This is a genomic window from Kangiella sp. TOML190 (assembly GCF_023706045.1).
In the GTDB taxonomy this organism is placed as follows: Bacteria; Pseudomonadota; Gammaproteobacteria; order Enterobacterales; family Kangiellaceae; genus Kangiella.
The window spans coordinates 1,602,643-1,623,096 of the sequence record NZ_BQYL01000001.1; the positions used below are offsets into that span (position 1 = coordinate 1,602,643).

Here is a 20,454-nt window from a genome sequence, read left to right on the forward strand (position 1 = left end):
GGTTATAGTTTTTCAGGGATTGCGGCATCGCAAGTGTCCGTATCGCCGCTCCAATTTGAGGAAATCACGGTTCCTTCTTGGTTATAGCCAACTTGTACTAGGCAGTTAGTTTCTTTGCGTCCACCGAAAATAGTGGTGCCAATACTACCAAAAACGTGGCTACCATAGCCGCCAACACCAACGTTCACCGACGGCCGCTGAGAAACTTCGCGTGCATTCCATTCGGCATACTTGATCCCGTTAATTTCGCGTTCTTGAGTTGGTACGCCCCACGCTTGGATCAGGGTATTGATGCTTTGGCCTTGCCATGCAGTCAGTTTAGCATCCACATCAGCAGGCGGCACGCTGGCACAAGCAGTAAGCATAAGCAAACTGATGATTGATAGGGGTAGTAGCAGTTTCATATCAGCTCCTAATGGTAAATATTGAATTATCATAGCATGAGCCATGCGCAAACAATAAGTGACAGTTTAAAATACTGTAAAACTGCGAAAAAGTTGTTTGCTTGTTATTTTTCAAAAACTTACAATCTGTGGGTTTTTAATTTTGGAGAAATCGAATGAGTTTACCTGTTGATACTGAACAATTAGGAAGCATGGCAGAGCAAGGCTTAAATCTTGCCAAGCAGTATGCGCCTAAATTAGCAATGGCGATTATAGTCTTTATTGTGGGCTTAATGGTGATCCGTATGATCACGGGCGCCATGAAACGTCTTTTCAAAAGAAAAGACTTTGATGAAACCTTAGAGCGCTTTTTGGTCAGCCTAACGGGAATGATCTTAAAAGTCCTGTTGATAGTTACCGTGATAAGCATGTTAGGGGTTCAAATGACCTCTTTTGTTGCTATTTTAGGTGGTGCGGGCTTAGCAATAGGTATGGCGCTATCCGGAACCTTACAAAACTTTGCTGGCGGTGTAATGCTGTTGATTTTCCGTCCATACAAAGTCGGTGATGTGATTGAAGCCCAAGGCCATGTGGGTAAAGTCGAAGAAATTCAAATCTTTAATACGGTATTGCTAACACCGGATAACAAAACCATTATCATTCCAAACTCGCCAATTTCAACCAACTCTATTGTGAACTACAGCAAAGAAGGCTCGCGTCGAATAGATTTTACTATTGGTATCGGTTATGACGATGATATTGATCGTGCAAAAGAGGTGATTATGGGAGTGATCACGCAGGATAAACGAGTACATCAAGATCCAGCACCTTTTATCGCGGTGTCAGAGTTAGCTGATAGTTCAGTGAATTTTACCTTGCGAGTTTGGTCTGAAGTATCTAATTATTGGGGGATCTATTTCGATAACTTGGAAGCCATTAAAAAGGCTTTAGATGCTAACAACATATCAATTCCTTACCCGCAAACGGATGTGCATCTACATAAAGTAGATTAACACTGAGTTTGAAAAAAAGCGCCTAAATGGCGCTTTTTTTATCCCTTTTAACTGTGATTAAAGTAGTTGCAACTAATAATTAGTGGTGAAAGTTTGAGCATTTGTCGCTATAATCGCCGGCTTACTTTTGGTTAGTCGTCTTGACTTTCATTATTAAGGTTTATCACTTAAAGGTTTATTCCAACTATGCAGGTCCATCTTAGCTCACTGGGTTGTCGTCTTAACGAGGCAGAGTTACAAAACTGGGCGCAATCCTTTCAGCGCATCGGCTATTCTCTATCAAATCAAGTAGATAAGGCCAACCTGATAGTCTTCAATACCTGTGCGGTGACTGCTGAAGCGGCACGAAAATCGCGTCAGATGATCCGTAAGTATCACCGAATTAATCCCAATGCGCGGATGGTGGTGACGGGCTGTTATGCTTCGTTGGAACCGCAAGAATTGGAAAAAATCATGGGCGTTGATTTGGTGATCGATAATCATGATAAAGAAGCTTTGGTAGATAAAGTTCAGGAAGTCTTAGCCGTCCCTGTGATGCCTGAGTTTGCCACCGAACCTGGGGAAGCGGCTTTGTTTAGTCGTAATCGCGATAGAGCTTTTATGAAAATCCAAGATGGTTGTCGCTATCGTTGTACTTATTGCATTGTGACCGTGGCACGTGGCGAAGAACGCAGTCGTAGCCTTGATGAGCTGATTGATGAGGTTAATCAGCTTCATAAGGATGGAGTTCAAGAAATAGTGTTAGCGGGAGTGCATGTTGGCGGATATGGTTCCGACATTAACTCGAGCTTGTACCAACTTGTGGAGTCTATTTTAACTCAAACTCAAATTCCTAGAATACGATTCGCTTCGGTTGAACCTTGGGATTTAGGGGAAGGTTTTTTCGAGCTATTTAAAAATCCGCGCTTAATGCCGCATATGCACTTGCCGATCCAAAGTGGTGCCGATTCAGTGTTAAAACGAATGTCTCGTCGTTGCCGTACCAGTGCTTTTGCTGAGCTGGTTAATGATGCGCGTCGCTATGTACCCAGTTTTAACGTTACCACCGATGTGATCGTTGGTTTTCCGGGGGAAACGGAAGAGGAGTTTCAGCAGACCTTGGATTTTGTTGAAACCCAACCTTTTGGTCATATGCATATTTTCAGTTACTCTGATCGTGAGGGAACTAAAGCTGTTCGGTTGCCGAATAAAATCGAAAAAGAAACTAAAAAATTGCGTAGTCGTCAACTGCATCAACTGGCTACAAAAATTAAACAGCAACAACTTGAGGCGCAATTAGGCACGACGGCTTCGGTGTTGTGGGAAAGCTCAAGCCAAATGTTAGATAATGGTATGCAGCGATTCTTCGGCTATACGCCAAATTATCATAAGGTTTTTGTGGATCTTGAGCCAGGCTACGCAATAGAGCGAGCGGTGCTTGAAACAGAATTAATTGCCGTAAGCAAGGATAATCAATTGGTAGGCAAAATATCAGCGGAGCAACTAAGCCATTACCCGCCGAGTGTCCACAAGCCAAAGCAAGAACCTATCCTAATCACTCAATTATAAGCTATTGCAATAAGCGATTAAATTTAGCCAGCAGCAGATTCTTGGATGTAGCTTTTCGCTTCGATATTGACACGGTTAATTTCGTTGAGTAACTCAGAGTGAATGTCTTCGAGTTGATTATACTTTTGCTTTTTGAGTTTAGTTTCATATTGTGAGCTGATACGTTTTAGTTTCGGGGTTCCTAAGTAGCAGCTGGCGCCATGAAGCTTATGCACATGAGTCAGCAGGGTTTCAAACTCTTGTGCTTGATATGCGGCATGAATGCTTTTACTGGTTTCAAAGTTAGTATCAACAAACAACTTTAGCATATCAGTGGCTAATTCAAGATTATTGTTGGCCAGCTTCAAACTCAACTCCCAATCTAAAGTGGTTTCATGCTCATCAGTATTGGTGCTTAGCTCCGATAAATTACCGCCACTGGTATTATCACCAGCTTCGTCGCTAGAACCTAGCCATTTCAATAAGCTTGTGGCTAAATCTTTTTCGGATACTGGTTTGGTCATATAGTCGTCCATACCTGAACTGAGCAACTGCTCTTTTTCATTCGCCATGGCATGGGCGGTAAGCGCGATAATCGGGGTATTTTCATTAGTCTTATTGGAACGAATGGTTTTACTGGCTTCGAGTCCATCCATTTCAGGCATTTGAATATCCATAAAGATGGCATCGTAAAGTTTGGTTTTTGCTAAAGAAACTGCCTGGACGCCGCTTTCAGCAGTATCAACTTTAACCCCTAAACCTTCCAATAAAATAGTAACCAAGCGTAAGTTTGCTGCATTATCATCGACGGCTAACACATAAGCTTTTTTAAATAATTTTTGCACTTGGTTGGCAGCGAGTGTCTGATTAAGATCTTCTAAGGTTTCGGGTTTTAATACTTCTAATAAAGCATTGCTCAGGTTGTGATGAGTCACCGGCTTGCGTAAGGTGCGCGTAACCCCAAGGGTTTGTAACTCTTCGAGCTCTTCAATATCGGTTGAGGTGCTAAAGCTAATGACTGGGCAGTTTAGCGCTGCGGCTTGATTGCACAGATATTGAAGTTGTTCATGGCGTCGTTTGAAACTAGAAGCGCCAACCACAATAACCTCAACGTCTTTACCGCTTTGTCGATAGAGATCTAATTCTGTTGACAAGTCTTCCATCACTTCAAAACTATTCACTACCATTTTCATATCTTCAAGCATCTGGGTCAGTGATAAGCGAGTAGAGGGATGGGGGTCAAAAATAAGCGCAGATTTATTTGCCAAAATATCAGAAGTTAAATGCTCCGAGTCATCAGTTTCAGAACGCTCACAGTCTAAGGTAAACCAGAAATTAGATCCTTGGCCTTCGATACTGCTAACATTAATTTCGCCACCCATTTTTTCAACCAGCGATTTTGAAATAACTAAGCCAAGCCCGGTTCCACCAAAGACGCGCTTAGTGCTAGCGTCTGCTTGACTAAAGGCTCTAAATAATGCGTTTTGCTGTTCAGGGTTTAGGCCAATGCCGGTATCTTTGACCTGAATTTTTAGTTTCACACCTTGATTCGTTTCCGATTCAATTTCTGCGTGCAACTCGACACTACCGGACTTGGTAAACTTAATCGCATTATTAATAAGGTTGGTAATAATTTGCTTAATGCGAACCGGATCGCCAAGCAAAGAGTGGGGTATATCCGAATAAATTAAAGAGACCAGCTCCAATCCTTTTTTATTAGCGTTTGGTCCTAGCATACTAAAGACATCATCTACACATTCGCGCAGACTGAATGGGTAGCGCTCGAGTGACATTTTGCCCGCTTCGATTTTGGAATAATCCAAGACGTCGTCAATAATTGATAAAAGGTTTACCGCAGAACGTTTAATGTCAAAAAGGAAATCTTTTTGCTTATTGGTTAGTTCGGTTTTCAGTAATAAGTCGGTAAAACCAATTACGCCATTCATCGGAGTTCGAATCTCGTGACCCATGTTGGCGAGGAATTCGGTTTTAATACGGCTTGCTTCGACCGCTTGTTTGCGCGCTAAGTCAAGTTCCAGATTGTTTACCTCTAGTGTTTCTAGCGTTTCTTGCAAATCGGCGGTGGCTTGTTGAACGGCTAATTGCAGTTCTTCTTGGTTATGCTCCATGTGTTCGGCCATGGAGTTGATGCCTTTTTCGAGAGTGCTTAATTCGGCAAAAGTGTCAGCAGCTATGCGTGTATCTAAATGGCCCTCTTTAATTTTATTAACCCCGCCAACAATCGCATTAATCGGCTCGGTAACGCTGGCTGCCATTTTTCGCCCTAAAAAACCGCCGATAACAATACCAAGCAAACCGATCATTAAACTAGCAAACAGCGCTTTATATTTTGCGACTAGGGAAAATTCCTTGGTTAAATAGATTGCCACATAGCCCAATAGATTGGATTTTTGAGCATGGCTTTGTTTGCTGTCCCATGGGGTTCCTATTTCTTTAATGCTAGAGACAATCGGAGCGTAAAAAACCGTACCGTTGCTTAATGGGTGGGTGGTGACCATGCGGAACTTGTTGGGATTGTTGGTATCACTTTTTGTTTGTGATAACAGCTCCAGCGACATGGCTTGTAAGTATTCTCGACTGCCAGTTGAAGAAATTATGCGACGGTTATGATCGTAGAAGGTAACGGCAACTAAATCCTTGTCATTATCTTGAGCGATGCGACTGATATTCACCAAGTTTTCGTAATTAAGGCTGACAATATCATACTCGCCGGTCATCGCTAGTTGGCTAGCAATGGTTTTTCCTCTTTGCATCAAAGAGTCATCAACTTTATTAGAATAGCTATTAATAAAGAAGACACTCATCAACAAAGCAACTAAAATTGTTGGCGCCAACGCTAGCGTTAATATACGAGGGCTGATTCCCCAGTTGCTCATAAATCTTGATCCTTAGTCGAATAGATATTTTCGATCAATTTTGTTTTTCTGGTCAAAGAACCCACTGATTCCTTGTCGTAACCCATCAGTTGGCTGATGTAATTATTCGAGTCTATCATAAAATTATTCGGCTCTTGAAACGGCTTAAGATTTTTCTTGGTTAGAATGTCGCGTACCATTTCGGCAGCTTGTTGACCGATTTGGTGAGGCTGGCTGAATAATACTACCATTGCTCCTTGTTTTAAGAGGGTTCGACTATCACCAATCACGATAATTTTGTTTTTATAACTGTTCATCATCAAAGCTTTCTGTTTGGCTAAAGAAGCACCGAAATCTTGGCTTTTGACCAACAATACTCGGCAGCATGCATCGATGCTATTACTGGCTTCTAAAATACTGGTTTTGCTGCTGTGCTCCATAGCCATAAAAGGCACATCGAAAGTTCTTGCGGTATTTTCAAATAGTAACTTTTGTTCTATTTGTTGTTTGGTAAAAAAAGATGCGGTTTGAGTTTGATAAAAGTTCATTGCTTGGATCAAGGCAAAAAAGCGCTGTGCAGGCTGCTGACTGCTAATGGCATAGACTTGTTCAGGATTTTGTATCGTGAGCTCTCTAAATAATGGCTCGGAAAGCATTAACCCAATTTTTTTAGCAGAGACAGAAGTATCTTTAAGGCTAAGCCAAGCGTGGTCACCAGCGGTAATGATGAAGTCGTAGCTTGAGTTAAGCTGGCTGCTTAAGTCTTGCCCTATAACAAAGGGCTGATAGCGTATCTCGAAGTTAAGGGCCAGTTGCGAGTCTGAGTTTAAAATGCTTTTAAACGCCTGATAAATAGGTGCTCGCTCTGGCTTTTGATAAGGTGCAATCCACAGCAGCGAAACGCTTTTTGTAACCGTATTGTCTAAACTAGGGAGATCTTCACTGGCAGCAAGCATTAAACTATTAAACATCAACAAACCTGCCACTAATACCCCGAAAGGTTTTATCGTTGCGCGAAAATGAATTGCTTTAAGTTGCTCTATATTCACAATGGTGAGTTTTCCAAGCAGAAAGTTAAAATGCCGCTATAATAGATTAAAAATAAATCTACCCTGCCTAAGCAAGCGGTGCAAGCCGAAATTTAGGCCAAACACTTTAAGCCTTAAGATTAAGCACTATGAACTTATTTGTATTTGATATCGAAACCATTCCTGACTTCGAGGCTGGTCGCGAGCTAAACGATTTTGATGGGCTGTCTGATGAAGACGTCGTTTCGGCCATGGAGCATATGCGTTACCAGCAATCGGGCACCAGTTTCCAGCCACTCTATTTGCACAAGGTGGTAGCCATTTCTGCGGTATTCCGTTACGGCGATAAGGTCAAAGTCTGGTCGTTAGGCGATGAAAATGCCGATGAAAAAGAAATTATCCAACGCTTTTTCGATGGTATTGAACGCTTTACCCCAACTCTTGTCTCCTGGAATGGCTCTGGCTTTGATCTACCGGTGCTGCACTATCGCGCCATGAAACATAATGTGGTGGCGCAAAAATATTGGGATATGGGCGAAATCGACAGCCAGTTTAAGTGGAATAATTACATCAATCGTTACCAGATGCGGCATACCGACTTGATGGATTTATTGGCTATGTACAATGGTCGCGCCAATGCGCCGTTAGATAAGTTGGCTTCGATGCTTGGCTATCCAGGCAAGATGGGCATGAGCGGTGCTAAAGTCTGGGAAACCTATAATCAAGGAAACCTTAAAGCTATTCGCGATTATTGTGAAACTGACGTCTTAAATACCTATCTTGTTTACCTGCGTTTTGAGATAATGCGCGGCAATTTAAGCATGGACGACTATCAATTGGAGACGCAAAAGCTTAAAGCTTATTTGCGCGAAGAGAATAAAGACCATTTTGATGAGTTTTTAGAGGCATGGAAATAGCTTCTTGATTAGAGATAATTATAGAGATTGATTATGGCAAGACGTCGCCGCAGAAAACCATTACCCAAAGATCCTGTCACCGCATCGATCCATGCCTTTTCTCATGAAGGTCGAGGTATTTGTTCAATCGAGGGCAAAACTACCTTTGTCGATAATGCGCTCTTGGGCGAAGTGGTGGATTTTCTCTATACCGAAAAGCGTGGCAAGTTTGACGAAGGCTTGGCGGTTGAAATTCACCAAGCTTCTAATGATAGGGTTTCGCCACCATGCGCTCATGCAGATATTTGTGGCGGCTGTAGTTTGCAACATATGGCTAATGCGGCGCAAATTGCCCATAAGCAGTCGGTACTGGTAGAGCAGCTCAAGCATTTTGGCGCGGCAGAAGACTATGAATTAGTTGAACCGATGCAAGCCGATGTGTTGGGGTATCGCCGTAAAGCGCGTTTGGGCGTGAAATATGTACCGAAAAAAGGCGGCGCCTTAGTAGGTTTTCGTGAAAAGAAAAGTAATTTCCTAGCACAAATTGAGTCTTGTGCTGTTCTGGATCAGCGAGTAGGGCAGTTGATACGTCCGCTGCGCGATATGATTTCGGAGCTTGATACTAATGATAAAACCGCACAGCTTGAGGTCGCCATGGGTGATGATCAGGTAGCTCTAGTGGTGCGTCATTTGGTAGAGCTGACGGAAAAAGATAAAACCCTATGGACCGACTTTGGCCAAAAACACGGTTTGTATATTTACTTACAACCCAAAGGCCCAGATACGGTACATTTACTTTATGGTCCCGATAAGCGTGATTGGCTGTCTTATCGCATCGATGCTTTTGATGTGGAATTATTGTTCCACCCGATGGATTTCACTCAAGTCAACGCCAGCATTAACCAGCAAATGGTGAAAAAAGCCATCGACTGGCTAGAACCAAAAGATGAGGATCGTATTTTGGATCTGTTCTGTGGCTTAGGGAATTTCACCATTCCGCTAGCCACCGTTGCTAAAAATGTGGTCGGCGTCGAAGGCTCAGATGCCATGGTCGAGCGCGGCGCCATGAACGCCAAGCATAACGGCTTAGCCAATGTAGAGTTTTACGCCACTAATTTGCAAGACGACTTCACTGCCGAAGACTGGGCGCAACAAGGCTTTAATAAGGTGCTGATCGACCCACCACGAAGCGGAGCCTTAGACGTAGTGCAAAACATCACCCGCTTTAATCCAGAGCGTATAGTGTATGTATCGTGCAACCCAGCGACCTTGGCGCGTGACGCTGGCGAGCTTAAAGAAAAAGGTTATCAGCTGGTTAAGGCGGGGGTGATGGATATGTTTCCAGGCACAACCCACACAGAATCCATCGCCTTGTTTGAAAAGGGCAAAAAAGTCTAAAATCACTTTATGCTTTGTTAAAATCTAAAATTGAATTGGTCATTTGCAGTTAGCAAACTCCCGCATCAATTTTAGATTTTGCCGCGCCTAAAGCAATTTTATTTCTTTTTTATCAGTAACTTAGAGCTGCATTCTGAAACCCCAGTGCAGGCAAGGGTCCACTTGATCGACACCGCAAGAACTCAGAATAGACTCTTGTCAATAATTGCGCCTGCATTATTCTAATTTCCGCCATCTGACCTACAGGAGGTAGGGAATGCAATAGCCTTGCTCCAAACAAGGTTGCCTTGGCGGTCGTTCGCAGGAGTTTCGTTGGTAGGTTAGCGGTGAGCTTGCGAACCCTAACAAAAGGCACTGCTATTTTGTCGGACTATATAAACTCACTTCAATTCATGTTTACTGGTTAATAAATAACTCAGCCACACAATACCCATAAATAAGTCTACCAATCCCATCATCACAGTTTGTAAGGCAATTTCTGAATGACACCAACTGATCAGCAGGGCAATAAAAAAGTTAAACTTTCCTACGGTGCCTATCCATAACAATGGTCGATTAAACTCCTTTTGACGCGCTAAATATAGGTAGCCAAATGCCCATATAAGAATAGTTCCAGCGACAAAACTTGAATAAATCAATTGTGGCGGAACTGGTAAGCCAGCAGATTTTCCTAGAGTTTCAGGAAAGGCGAAAGACACGAACCCAAAAAGGTTAAAGATAAAAGAGAAGTACAATAACATTCTAGCTAGAGATTTTAGCTTCATATGGACTTTCCTCATTTTGTAGATAAGGTTTTAGGTTGCCATAGTTGCTAACGGTTATGCAACAATCCTAAGTAAGCAAGGCAGGGTAATTTCTTGGGGTTTGTAAGGTGTCCATTTAGCCCATTGGTTTTGCTACGGACTTACTTGGTTGCAAAGTCAATGTCCAGCTTGACTGAGCACTTTTCATAATGACGGGTAAAAATAAAGCTCGTCATTCTGCGGTATCCAAGGGCACTTCCGGCGGTCGCTTACCGCAGAATCCAGTGTTAAACAACCAGAACCTTTGAATCAAGATGTTAATTGGCTGTATAGCTCAAACAGGTGTTTGACTCTGGCGAGCGGGCTACTAAAAGGTTTGTCGCGGTAGAGTTTATCCACGGCTTTGTCCATGGCGTTATGGGCCTTGCGCAATTCGGGCGGCATCAAGTCGGGATCATAGAGATCAGCCAAACTGGTGCTGGCGTCTTTGTCCACTTCCTGCTGCCTCGCGTCTAAAATGGCTTGAGCCAATTGTTCGATCTGGGCTTTTTGCGCATCTGTGGCTTGCGGCCAAGGGAAATTGTTATACACCAGTTTAATAGAGTAACGATAATCACTTTTTAGGCGACCTGCCACGGTGCGCATCCAGTCCATATGCATCTGGCTGGTTAAAACGCCAAATTCATAGAGGCTGGCATTGGGGATTATTAGTGCTGCATCGGTTACAACAGTATTTTGATCGAAAAAGCCCATAGGAACATATTCTCGTCTTTCAGAAGAAACGCGGGGGACAAGAATATAAGTTCCTTGTTTTGGGTGGCGTATCTCACCAAAAAGCCAAGGTGCTTCTGCTAGTTTTTTGGTAGAGGCTCGGTTACTAGTTGAACGCATTTGAAACACGCCCTCAATACGGCGCTTAACTTCTGGAATTTGCATCAAGTCACGTCGTTGTTTTGCACTTGAATCCGCTAACCAAAGACAATAGCGTTGAATAGAATTGATGTATTCACGAGCACCGAGCGCTGGTTTTATCCAGTGTTCTAGTTCTGGATTTGAGTTGATAAGGGCTTGTTTTTCCTCGGCATTAAGTAGTAAACAGCCACCATCATTTGGCATGCTGCCAAAAACCATTTCAGGTACAGAGCAAATGGGCTTTGCTCGGTTTGCGATGATTTTATCTATTGCATCCACTAAGTAAGGATTGATTGCTTCAGCCTTAATTGGCAATGCTTCAGATCTAACATCTGGGTAATCAAAAATGGTTTTAGTGGCTGAGTCTTGCAAGCCAAACCCCACAATAATGCAGTGCACGGCAGCTTTGCCTTTGGCATCGTTATGCCATTGGAAGGTGCGGTGAGCAAAGTTGATTTTATATCCCATGTCTAAAATCGGTTGCCAGAGAATGGCTACTTGTTCGCCCATAGTTATAGAGTTAGTAGAAACTAGGGCAATTTTTATTTTGGTGTTTCGAGCAAAAATAGCAGATTTATAAAACCAAGCCGCTACAAAGTCGAGATTTTTATGCTTTTTTATTGAGTCAAAAGCAATTTCCATGCTTTTGACTTGTTCTGGCGTTCTATATTGCTTACCGACAAATGGCGGATTGCCAATAATATAATCCAATTGTTGGGCGGCAATGATTTCAGCCCAATCTTGGGTTAATGCATTGGCGTGGTGAATATTGGCGTGTTGTTTTAGCGGCAACAGATCCGGCTCGCGGCCAAAGGATTTGGCAAATTCGCGGTTCATTTGCTGTTGGGTCAGCCACATGGCGACTTCGGCAATCCGCGCTGGCCATTCGTCGATTTCGATGCCGTAAAAATTGTTCAGGCTAATTTGCGGTTCAATATCAATGGCAAAATGCGCCTGTTGGTCGCTTTGCAGTTGTGCCTGCATGATTTTTAGCTCTAGGCGTCTGAGTTCGCGGTAGCTGATGATCAGGAAGTTGCCACAGCCACAGGCGGGATCGAGCAGTTTTAGGCTGCGGATCTGGTTCATCAGTTCGATAAATTGGCGATCGCGGGTTTTCAGTTGTTTGAGTTTGTTGATGCGCTCGAATTCGGCGTTTAAGTCGTTTAAAAATAAAGGCTCAATCACTTTAAGGATATTGGCTTCGCTGGTGTAGTGGGCGCCGAGATTGCGTCTGAGGGTTTTATCCATAATCGATTGGAATAAACTGCCGAAAATGGCGGGGCTGATGTCTTTCCAGTTGAAATGGCAACATTCGATCAATTGCTCACGCATGGACTGGTTAAAACTCGGCAGATCGATCCTTTCCTCGAATAGATGACCATTGACGTAAGGAAAGGCGTTTAGTTCTTCACTTAGGTTAAGGTTGCGCTCTGATTCTGGCTTATCCAATATTTGAAATAGCTTGTGTAGGTGCATATCCGTATCAAGCCCAGATTCGTCAGTGAATCGCTTGAGATAGAGGGTAAATTGGTTTTGGTTGAAAACGCCTGTATCCTCGGCAAATAAGATAAAGAGGATACGCACCATAAAAATCTGTAACTGATGCCCTTGGTAGCCGCTGGCTTCAAGCGCATCATGCAAGTTGCCTAATAAATAAGCAGCTTTTTCATTGAGCTCATACTGTTCAACATCAATTAACTCTTTATCCTGCATAAAGTCGAACAAATGCAGGTTATCGACCAGCTGGTCGAGCGTGAAGCGGTAATCTTTATCCTTGTTGAGATCATAGAGGCGGAAATCATTAAGATCGCAAACCATAACAAAGCGTGGCAAATCCTCGTCTTTTAAGCCTTTAAAGTAGTTAAACCCTTGTTGATAGGCTTTATCAAGATTTTGTCCAGTGGACTTCATTTCAATCAGCAGTTTTCCTGGCCATAGATGATCGATACGCTTGGTTGAACGACTGTTGTCGGTTTTGACGGCTCGTTCAAATTTTCCTATGCGACGAGAATCCACCCCGAAAATTTTGAAAAAGGCATTAAGGAATAATTGCGATTCAGCATTTTCTTTTACCGCATCGGCAAAATCGATAGTGAATTGGTGGGCGCGGTTTTTAATTTCGGTTTGGGATAAGTTCATAAGTATTTTTAGTTTTTAGATGGTAATGGCGCGTCCTGCTTAAATTGTGAATTTAATATATCAAAGTCTATGGTCAGAGGCATTATCATTTTTGTGTTGCTGATACAGAAATTCATTATCAATCTTGCTATTTTTTTGTTAAAACATCTGTTCTGGTCATAATTTCTAAAATTTAAGTCATTTAGGCGATGAAGCGTAAAGATCACGATATTTTTGAGTTGGTGGAGCAGGGCAAGTTTGAGTTCGAGGCTTGGCTTGCTTTAAATCAATTACAACTGCCGGCTAAGGCTATTAAGAAAATGGCTTTGGCGGTTGAGCTTGCCCAGAAGAATGTGTCGCAGACTCCGACCTTGAAGTTAAATACCTTAGCGGCAGGTTTGGAGCTGGCAGAGGTATTGACTCATTTTAATGCGGATTCGGATACTTTAACCGCGGCAATTTTGTTGCCGGCGGTGATTGCGGATGCGATCAAGGTCGAGACGATTAAGGAGAAAGTCGGCAAGCCGATTGCGGATCTGGTGCAGGGTGCTGGTCAGATGGAGGCTATTCGCGCGCTGCAGCAAGAAACCCAGCAGCAAACTGGAACGGGGCAAGACGATCAGCAAGTGGAGAGTTTGCGTAAAATGCTGTTGGCGATGGTCGATGATGCGCGGGTGGTGTTATTGAAGCTGGCGGATCGGGTGATTTCTTTGCGCCATATCAAACATTCAAGCCGTGAACTTCAGGTTGCGTTTGCAAAAGAAACTCGCGATATTTTCGCGCCATTGGCCAATCGTTTGGGGATTGGCCAATTAAAGTGGGAACTGGAAGACTTTGCGTTTCGTTATTTAGAACCTGAAACCTACAAAAAAATCGCCAAAAGCTTGAAAGAAAAGCGAGTAGCACGAGAACAATATATTGAAGAAGTGATCGGCTTACTAAGCGATAAGCTTAAAGCGGAACAAATCACTGGCGAGGTTTCGGGGCGAGTAAAGCATATCTACAGCATTTGGAAAAAGATGACCCGTAAAAATCTACCCTTTGAGGAGATTTATGACGTTCGTGCGGTGCGGATTTTAGTGGAAAAGGTGCAGGACTGTTATGGTGCTTTGGGCATTGTGCATGGCGAGTGGCAGCATATTCCAAAGGAGTTTGATGACTATGTGGCGACACCCAAAGAAAACGGCTACAGCTCGATCCATACCGCGGTGCTGGGACCAGAAGGCAAGGTGTTAGAAGTGCAAATTCGAACCTTCCAAATGCATGAAGAAGCGGAAAAAGGAATTGCTGCCCACTGGGCTTATAAAGAAGGCGCGAACCTCGCCAAGGCTGGCGTGGACGATAAAATCGCTTGGATGCGTCAGCTGTTAGAGTGGCAGTCGGAATTGGCCGATGCCAATCCTGATGAGTTGATGGAGGAGTTTCAAACTTCGGTCTCTGAAGATAGAGTCTTTTGTTTTACTCCAGGGGGTAAGGTGATCGATTTACCATTGGGGGCAACACCGATTGATTTTGCTTATCGAGTACATACGTCAGTCGGGCATCGCTGTATTGGCGCTAAAGTTAGCGGTCGTATTGTGCCTTTGACTTATCAGGTGCAAAGCGGCGATGTGATTGAAATTATGACCAAAAAAGAAGAAGCACCAAGTCGTGATTGGCTAGTGCCGTATAATGGTTACATCGCTGCGCCGCGAACTCGCCACAAGATCAATCAGTGGTTTAATAAGCTCAATAAAGAAGACAATGCTAATGCTGGACGTTTGTTGTTGGATAAGGAACTAGCGCGTCTTGAATTAAAAAATATTGATCTGCTGCAATTGGCGGCTAAGTTGCATCTGGCCAGTGAAATCGAGTTGCTGGCTAAAATCGGTACTGGCGACTTAGGAATTAATCAGGTTATTAACCGCGCTAAAGAGTTGTTCCAGTCGACTCAGCAGGCGAGTGAAAAAATACAAGACATCACGCCAACCCTGCGCAAAAAGTCCAAGCGTAATTCCATGAGCGATATTTCAGTGTCGGGAGTGGGCGACTTGCTGACTAATATCGCTAAGTGCTGTAAACCAGTGCCTGGTGAGGGCATTATTGGCTACATTACTCAAGGTCGCGGCATTGTGATCCATAGCAAACATTGCGTTCATGCTAAGAAGGCTTTGGAGCAAAAGCCGGAAAGAGTCATTCCCGTAGAATGGCAGGCAGATTCGAGCAATCATTATTCGGTGGACTTGGTTATTCATGCTTTTGATCGACGCGGTTTGCTAAAAGACATTACCACGGTTTTGTCTAATGAGGACGCGGCCATAACCGATATGACCACCCGTAAAATTAAGGAGCAAGTTGTGATTCATTTGGAAGTGGAGTTGTCCGCGGCTAAAGATCTGCAGCGGATCCTAAGTTTGTTGAAACAACTGCCGAATATTTTTGAGGTGGCTCGCAAACGTGGCTAATAGCAGTTTAAGAGTGAGGCTGTTTTAATGGCTGTGAATGAAAACTTGCCAGAAACCGCGCGGCTGTTAGCCATTATGCGTGCTTTGCGTGATCCTGAAACGGGTTGTCCTTGGGATAAAAAGCAAACTTACGCCAGCATAGCTCCCTACACCCTCGAGGAAGCTTATGAAGTGGCGGACGCTATTGAGCAGGGCGATTTTGAAGAATTGCATGGCGAATTGGGTGACTTATTGTTTCAGGTGATTTTTTACGCTCAGATCGGTCAAGAAGAAGGGCGTTTTGATTTTGAGTCTATCGCCAAAGCAATGGCTGATAAGCTGGAAAGGCGGCACCCGCACGTCTTTGCCGATCAGCAATACATTTCGGACGCAGAATTAAAGCGCAATTGGGAACAACAAAAGCAGCAAGAGCGGCAAAGTAAAAATAACGCTAATCAAAGCTTATTGGATGATTTACCGAAAGGCTTTCCGTCGCTTTCCATTGCTCAAAAAATACAAAAGCGAGTAGGGCGGCATGGTTTTGATTGGCCAAGTCTTGATGGCGTAATCAATAAAATTGAAGAAGAAATGGCCGAACTAAAACAAGCCGTTGCTAACCAAGATAAAGTCAATATCGAAGAAGAGATTGGGGATCTGCTCTTTGCCGTAGTAAATTTATCTCGTCACTTAGACTTTGATGCAGAAACCGCTTTGCGCAAGGCTAATCGAAAATTTGAAACACGGTTTCGACAATTAGAAACCATTATTCAGACGCAAGGCCTATCCGTAGATACAGCTAACTTAGAGCAATTAGAACAAGCTTGGCAACAAGCGAAAGCTATAACAAGTTCGCTATCAATCTAAAAAAGCTGACTAGCGAAAGATTCTAGGATCTTTGACTTCACTAACATCCTCGGTCGCAAGATTGATGATTTCTAAAAACTGAGAATCGGCTTTTACAAAGCAGGCAAAATTGGTTAAAAACCAAGTTGAGCCATGGGGTAGAGTTCTAACCGCCATAACTTCAGTGCCGTTATCTAACTTTCGAGTGATGGGGAATTTTTTTCCTGGGCCAGAGCGACAATTTAAATGCTGACTTTGTCCTTTTAACACAACTTTGTAGGTGCCAATTTGCTGAATTTCTTCTGCGTTAGCCTGAGTTAGCAAAGCCGCTACTGCAAAAAGTATCAGCACAAAAAGAACGTCTCTAAAAGCGCATTTTCGTAAAGGCGTTATCAGAGCTGTAGAAGTTGTTTGATTCATAAGCTAAACCTTATTCCGTTAACGATTTAACTGGTCACCTTCACTAGTCTATAACTTATGCCATAATTGAGCAAATTAACTAGAAAAGGGCGCAAAAGTAACGATTGGCTTATCCTTGCGTCTAAACAGCCTAAATAGGTATTTAATGTCGTTCATGCCAAGTCTATATGAGCCTTGTCGGTGTGGATGAAAATGCTAGGAATCAAAGTATGACAACTGATAAAGAATTTGAATTAGCAACTTTTGGTGGCGGCTGCTTTTGGTGCGTTGAAGCGGTGATCCAAAAGCTTAATGGCGTTGCAAAGGTAGTGTCTGGCTATGCTGGTGGTCATGATCCAGAGCCAAACTATACTTCAGTCTGTAGCGGCTCAACTGGGCACGCTGAAGTGATTCAGGTGAGCTTTGATGCCAGTGTGATAAGTTACAAAGACTTATTGGAAGTGTTTATGACTAGCCACAACCCCACCCAAAGAGATGGTCAAGGGGCCGATATTGGCACTCAGTATCGTTCAATCATTCTTTACCATTCGGACAAACAAAAACAAGTTGCTAATACAGTTCTTGAAGAAATGGCTTCTTTATTTGAACAACCGATTGTGACCGAATTAGTGCCATTGGAAATTTTCTATCCGGCAGAGTCTTATCATCAAGATTACTATAATCGAAATCCTGAAAACCGCTACTGCTCGATTGTGATAGAGCCAAAATTGGCTAAACTAAAACAAAAACACGCGGACAAACTGATGCCAAATCAAGCAGCGGAGCTACCCAAAGTGATCCATCAAGCGGATAAAGAGCAATTTTTAGTAGAGTTAGAGCCTAATCAGTTCGCACTACTGCGCTATACTAATCATGGCGGTTACTTATCTTTGGACTATACGGAAGTCCCTATGGAGCTGCGCGGAAAAGGTTACGGATCGGTTTTAATGAAAATGACGCTAACGGAAATCGAAAAGTTAGGTTTTAAAGTCGAGCCAATTTGCAGCTATACTAAAATTTATTTGCAGCGCCACCAAGAGTGGCAGCATTTACGAGTTTAGCAAACACTAGATACTCGGGAGCCATTTAATTACCGATACTGCGAAAATGCCGATAGCCATAATAAGGGTGAAACTGGCTATGGTCACTGCGGTGATGACTTTAACTGCTGCTGTTGCTTTATCTTTGGCATAGAAATAGAGTTCTAAAATTGCTAAGGGTATTAAATATTGGGCGAATGATATAAAGGTTACGAAGGGGCCAGAAAAAGTTTCAGGATCAAACCCTACTGGGCCTTGATTAATCATTAGCCAGCCAAAAAAGCCGACCCGAAAAAACCAAACAGCGCTGGCAACCATAAAGGTTCTTAGTGCCCAACGTCGGTGTATAACGAATTTTTTAGCTGATGCATATTTCCAAGCCAGAAGACCGAAACAAAAAATTAAGATACCGTCTAGGGTGATAGCATATTGTAAAATAACGGGTAAGTGCTGTTCGCGTAACCAGATAAGGTAAAGCCCCGCTAGGGTGGTTAAAAAAGCGCTGACCAAATAAGCTCGACCTAACCAGCGGTGGAAGCTTGGATAGCGGTTTCTTAGCGCTGGAATTAATTGCAGCGGGCCACCGCCAATAATAATGACGGCTAATAGGATATGAGTTGCAAAAGAGAAATTGCCAATCAGATCATTTTCCAGAATGCCGCCATTGGAGAGATTATTCCATTCTTTCAAATCGCCACTGACAGCATATCCGCCATAGCCCAACACAAGATAAGCAACGAATAACCAAAGCCCAATAGTGGCGATGATATACCAAAAGATTACCGAGCTTTTTACACAATTATCAGCGCTTAGCCAGTTTGATTTTGAGTTTTCCATGCCCATACTCCTTCTCTGATATGGGTGAATGTTTAAATTTGTCCCTTTAGTATAATAGGACAGCGGTTAGGTTAGCGGTAGGCAAATTGTGTAAAGCTAAGTTTCATTTGAAACGCTTTGTCATAACAATGAACCGAGGCTGAACTAGCTTCCACAAAAACTCCTCGCCAATCATCAGGCCTTTTTGCTATAATGCTTTCCCGTCCTGAGAGCCCTTTCTTCTCAAAGACATTTGGTTCATGCTTAGATTAGAATTTGAGCCAAACTGCTATAACAAAATTCGTGAAGCCCGCTAATAACAAGGCCTTGAGGCATATAGGTTAAATTGGCGGTTTTCTTATTGTATTAATACATTTAACGTGAACCGGTTGAATTAGACTTATGACCAAGTATGTTTTTGTAACAGGCGGGGTGGTTTCCTCATTAGGTAAAGGTATTGCGGCGGCTTCGATGGCAGCTTTGCTAGAGTCGCGCGGCTTGAAAGTGACCTTATTGAAATTAGATCCTTATATCAATGTGGATCCTGGTACCATGAGCCCATTCCAGCATGGTGAGGTTTTTGTGACTGACGATGGCGCAGAAACCGATCTCGATCTCGGTCATTACGAGCGTTTTGTGCGCACTCGCATGAAACAAAGCAATAATTTCACTACCGGTCGTGTTTATTCTGACGTTTTACGTAAAGAGCGTCGCGGCGATTACCTTGGTGGTACGGTGCAAGTTATTCCGCATATTACCGATAACATCAAAGAAAAGGTTATCGAAGGCGCCAAAGGTGCTGATATTGCGATGGTAGAAGTGGGCGGTACGGTTGGTGATATTGAGTCATTACCTTTTATGGAAGCCATTCGTCAGTTGCGCTTCGAAGTCGGCAAAGAAAATGCCATGTTTGTGCATTTAACGCTTCTGCCTTATATCGCTACCGCGGGTGAACTCAAGACAAAGCCCACTCAGCACTCAGTTAAAGAATTGCGCTCCATTGGTATTCAGCCCGATATGTTGGTTTGTCGCTCCGACAGACCTTTACCGCCGAGTGAAAAAGCGAAAATCGCTTTATTTACCAATGTTAAAGAGCAAGCAGTAGTGTCGATTGAAGACGTGCCCAGTATTTACCAGATCCCACAAGTTTTATTAAGCCAGAAGGTCGATAGCCTTATTTGTGAGCGTTTCCAACTGGATACCAAACCCGCTGATTTATCCGAATGGGAAGAAGTTTTATACCGTGAAGCTAACCCAAAAGGCAACGTGGATATTGCCATGGTTGGCAAATACATGGATCTGACCGAAGCTTATAAGTCGCTAACCGAAGCCTTGAAACATGCGGGTTTACATACTCGCCAGAAAGTTTGTATTCATTATGTCGATTCGCAGGACATCGAAAAAAATGGCACCGATAAGTTAAGGGATATGGATGCCATCTTGATCCCTGGCGGTTTTGGCGAGCGTGGAGTGGAAGGCAAGATCCTTACTGCCAAATATGCGCGGGAAAATAAAATTCCCTATTTGGGGATCTGCTTAGGGATGCAAGTGGCGGTTATTGAATATGCACGGCATATGGCTGGCATGGAGCATGCTAACAGTACCGAATTTAACGCCAAGAGCCCCAATCCGGTGGTGGGTTTGATCACGGAATGGGTCGATGCCGACGGGACTCGAGTGGAGCGCTCTGATGAGTCGGATTTGGGCGGTACCATGCGCTTGGGTGCGCAACCTGCCGATATTAAAGCGGGAACTAAAGCCCATAGCATCTATCAAAGCGATGTGGTTGAAGAACGCCATCGCCATCGCTATGAAGTGAATAACTATTTACTGCCGCAACTAGAAGCTGCGGGTCTTGTGGTATCATGTACTTCAACCGAGAAGAAGTTAGTGGAAATGGTTGAGCTTGCCGATCACCCTTGGTATGTGGCTTGTCAATTCCACCCAGAATTCACCTCGACGCCGCGCGATGGTCATCCTTTGTTTAAAGCTTTTGTGGAAGCGGCAATGGTGCAAAGGGATCGCAATAGTTAAAAAAT

15 protein-coding genes are annotated in these 20,454 nt (G+C 43.4%); 8 read left to right on the forward strand and 7 right to left on the reverse strand.

Features of this window, described 5'->3' with window-relative positions; translation table 11 throughout:
- Positions 1 to 2 precede the first annotated feature (2 nt).
- A complete protein-coding gene (locus NFS34_RS07720; protein WP_251359357.1) occupies positions 3 to 404 on the reverse strand; it encodes a hypothetical protein in 402 nt (133 codons plus the stop codon).
- Between the two features lie 155 nt (positions 405 to 559).
- Between NFS34_RS07720 and NFS34_RS07725 the strand changes: the two genes are divergently transcribed.
- Positions 560 to 1,396: a mechanosensitive ion channel family protein gene (locus NFS34_RS07725; protein ID WP_251359358.1), complete on the forward strand. Its 837-nt coding sequence runs from the start codon at positions 560 to 562 to the stop codon at positions 1,394 to 1,396.
- Between the two features lie 186 nt (positions 1,397 to 1,582).
- Positions 1,583 to 2,944, forward strand: a complete 1,362-nt coding sequence (gene mtaB, locus NFS34_RS07730; RefSeq protein ID WP_251359359.1) for a tRNA (N(6)-L-threonylcarbamoyladenosine(37)-C(2))-methylthiotransferase MtaB — start codon at positions 1,583 to 1,585, stop codon at positions 2,942 to 2,944.
- 23 nt (positions 2,945 to 2,967) lie between these two features.
- On the opposite strand, the gene barA is transcribed toward mtaB, so the two are convergent.
- A complete protein-coding gene (barA, locus tag NFS34_RS07735) occupies positions 2,968 to 5,820 on the reverse strand; it encodes a two-component sensor histidine kinase BarA (RefSeq protein WP_251359360.1) in 2,853 nt (950 codons plus the stop codon).
- Entirely contained in the window at positions 5,817 to 6,848 is a 1,032-nt protein-coding gene (locus NFS34_RS07740) for a hypothetical protein (RefSeq protein ID WP_251359361.1), read from the reverse strand. Before NFS34_RS07740 ends, barA begins: the two co-directional genes overlap by 4 nt.
- A gap of 128 nt (positions 6,849 to 6,976) precedes the next feature.
- Between NFS34_RS07740 and NFS34_RS07745 the strand changes: the two genes are divergently transcribed.
- Together NFS34_RS07745 and rlmD are read left to right on the forward strand one after the other, a co-directional pair.
- Positions 6,977 to 7,744 carry a 3'-5' exonuclease gene (locus NFS34_RS07745; RefSeq protein WP_251359362.1) on the forward strand — a complete coding sequence of 256 codons (768 nt, stop codon included), beginning with the start codon at positions 6,977 to 6,979 and terminating at the stop codon, positions 7,742 to 7,744.
- 33 nt (positions 7,745 to 7,777) lie between these two features.
- Positions 7,778 to 9,121 carry a 23S rRNA (uracil(1939)-C(5))-methyltransferase RlmD gene (gene rlmD / locus NFS34_RS07750; protein ID WP_251359363.1) on the forward strand — a complete coding sequence of 448 codons (1,344 nt, stop codon included), beginning with the start codon at positions 7,778 to 7,780 and terminating at the stop codon, positions 9,119 to 9,121.
- A gap of 380 nt (positions 9,122 to 9,501) precedes the next feature.
- On the opposite strand, the gene NFS34_RS07755 is transcribed toward rlmD, so the two are convergent.
- Together NFS34_RS07755 and NFS34_RS07760 are read right to left on the reverse strand one after the other, a co-directional pair.
- A complete protein-coding gene (locus NFS34_RS07755; RefSeq protein ID WP_251359364.1) occupies positions 9,502 to 9,885 on the reverse strand; it encodes a hypothetical protein in 384 nt (127 codons plus the stop codon).
- A gap of 288 nt (positions 9,886 to 10,173) precedes the next feature.
- Positions 10,174 to 12,915 carry a DNA methyltransferase gene (locus tag NFS34_RS07760; RefSeq protein ID WP_251359365.1) on the reverse strand — a complete coding sequence of 914 codons (2,742 nt, stop codon included), beginning with the start codon at positions 12,913 to 12,915 and terminating at the stop codon, positions 10,174 to 10,176.
- A gap of 188 nt (positions 12,916 to 13,103) precedes the next feature.
- Between NFS34_RS07760 and relA the strand changes: the two genes are divergently transcribed.
- Together relA and mazG are read left to right on the forward strand one after the other, a co-directional pair.
- Positions 13,104 to 15,338, forward strand: a complete 2,235-nt coding sequence (gene relA / locus NFS34_RS07765) for a GTP diphosphokinase (RefSeq protein ID WP_251359366.1) — start codon at positions 13,104 to 13,106, stop codon at positions 15,336 to 15,338.
- A gap of 27 nt (positions 15,339 to 15,365) precedes the next feature.
- A complete protein-coding gene (gene mazG, locus NFS34_RS07770) occupies positions 15,366 to 16,181 on the forward strand; it encodes a nucleoside triphosphate pyrophosphohydrolase (protein WP_251359367.1) in 816 nt (271 codons plus the stop codon).
- Between the two features lie 9 nt (positions 16,182 to 16,190).
- On the opposite strand, the gene NFS34_RS07775 is transcribed toward mazG, so the two are convergent.
- Positions 16,191 to 16,580: a hypothetical protein gene (locus NFS34_RS07775; protein ID WP_251359368.1), complete on the reverse strand. Its 390-nt coding sequence runs from the start codon at positions 16,578 to 16,580 to the stop codon at positions 16,191 to 16,193.
- 209 nt (positions 16,581 to 16,789) lie between these two features.
- Between NFS34_RS07775 and msrA the strand changes: the two genes are divergently transcribed.
- Positions 16,790 to 17,620 carry a peptide-methionine (S)-S-oxide reductase MsrA gene (gene msrA / locus NFS34_RS07780; protein WP_251359369.1) on the forward strand — a complete coding sequence of 277 codons (831 nt, stop codon included), beginning with the start codon at positions 16,790 to 16,792 and terminating at the stop codon, positions 17,618 to 17,620.
- Between the two features lie 6 nt (positions 17,621 to 17,626).
- On the opposite strand, the gene NFS34_RS07785 is transcribed toward msrA, so the two are convergent.
- Positions 17,627 to 18,436 carry a DUF2306 domain-containing protein gene (locus tag NFS34_RS07785; protein WP_251359370.1) on the reverse strand — a complete coding sequence of 270 codons (810 nt, stop codon included), beginning with the start codon at positions 18,434 to 18,436 and terminating at the stop codon, positions 17,627 to 17,629.
- A 381-nt stretch (positions 18,437 to 18,817) separates the two neighbouring features.
- On the opposite strand from NFS34_RS07785, the gene NFS34_RS07790 reads away from it, so the two are divergent.
- Complete coding sequence (locus tag NFS34_RS07790) at positions 18,818 to 20,449, forward strand: CTP synthase (RefSeq protein ID WP_251359371.1); 1,632 nt, start codon at positions 18,818 to 18,820, stop codon at positions 20,447 to 20,449.
- Positions 20,450 to 20,454 lie beyond the last annotated feature (5 nt).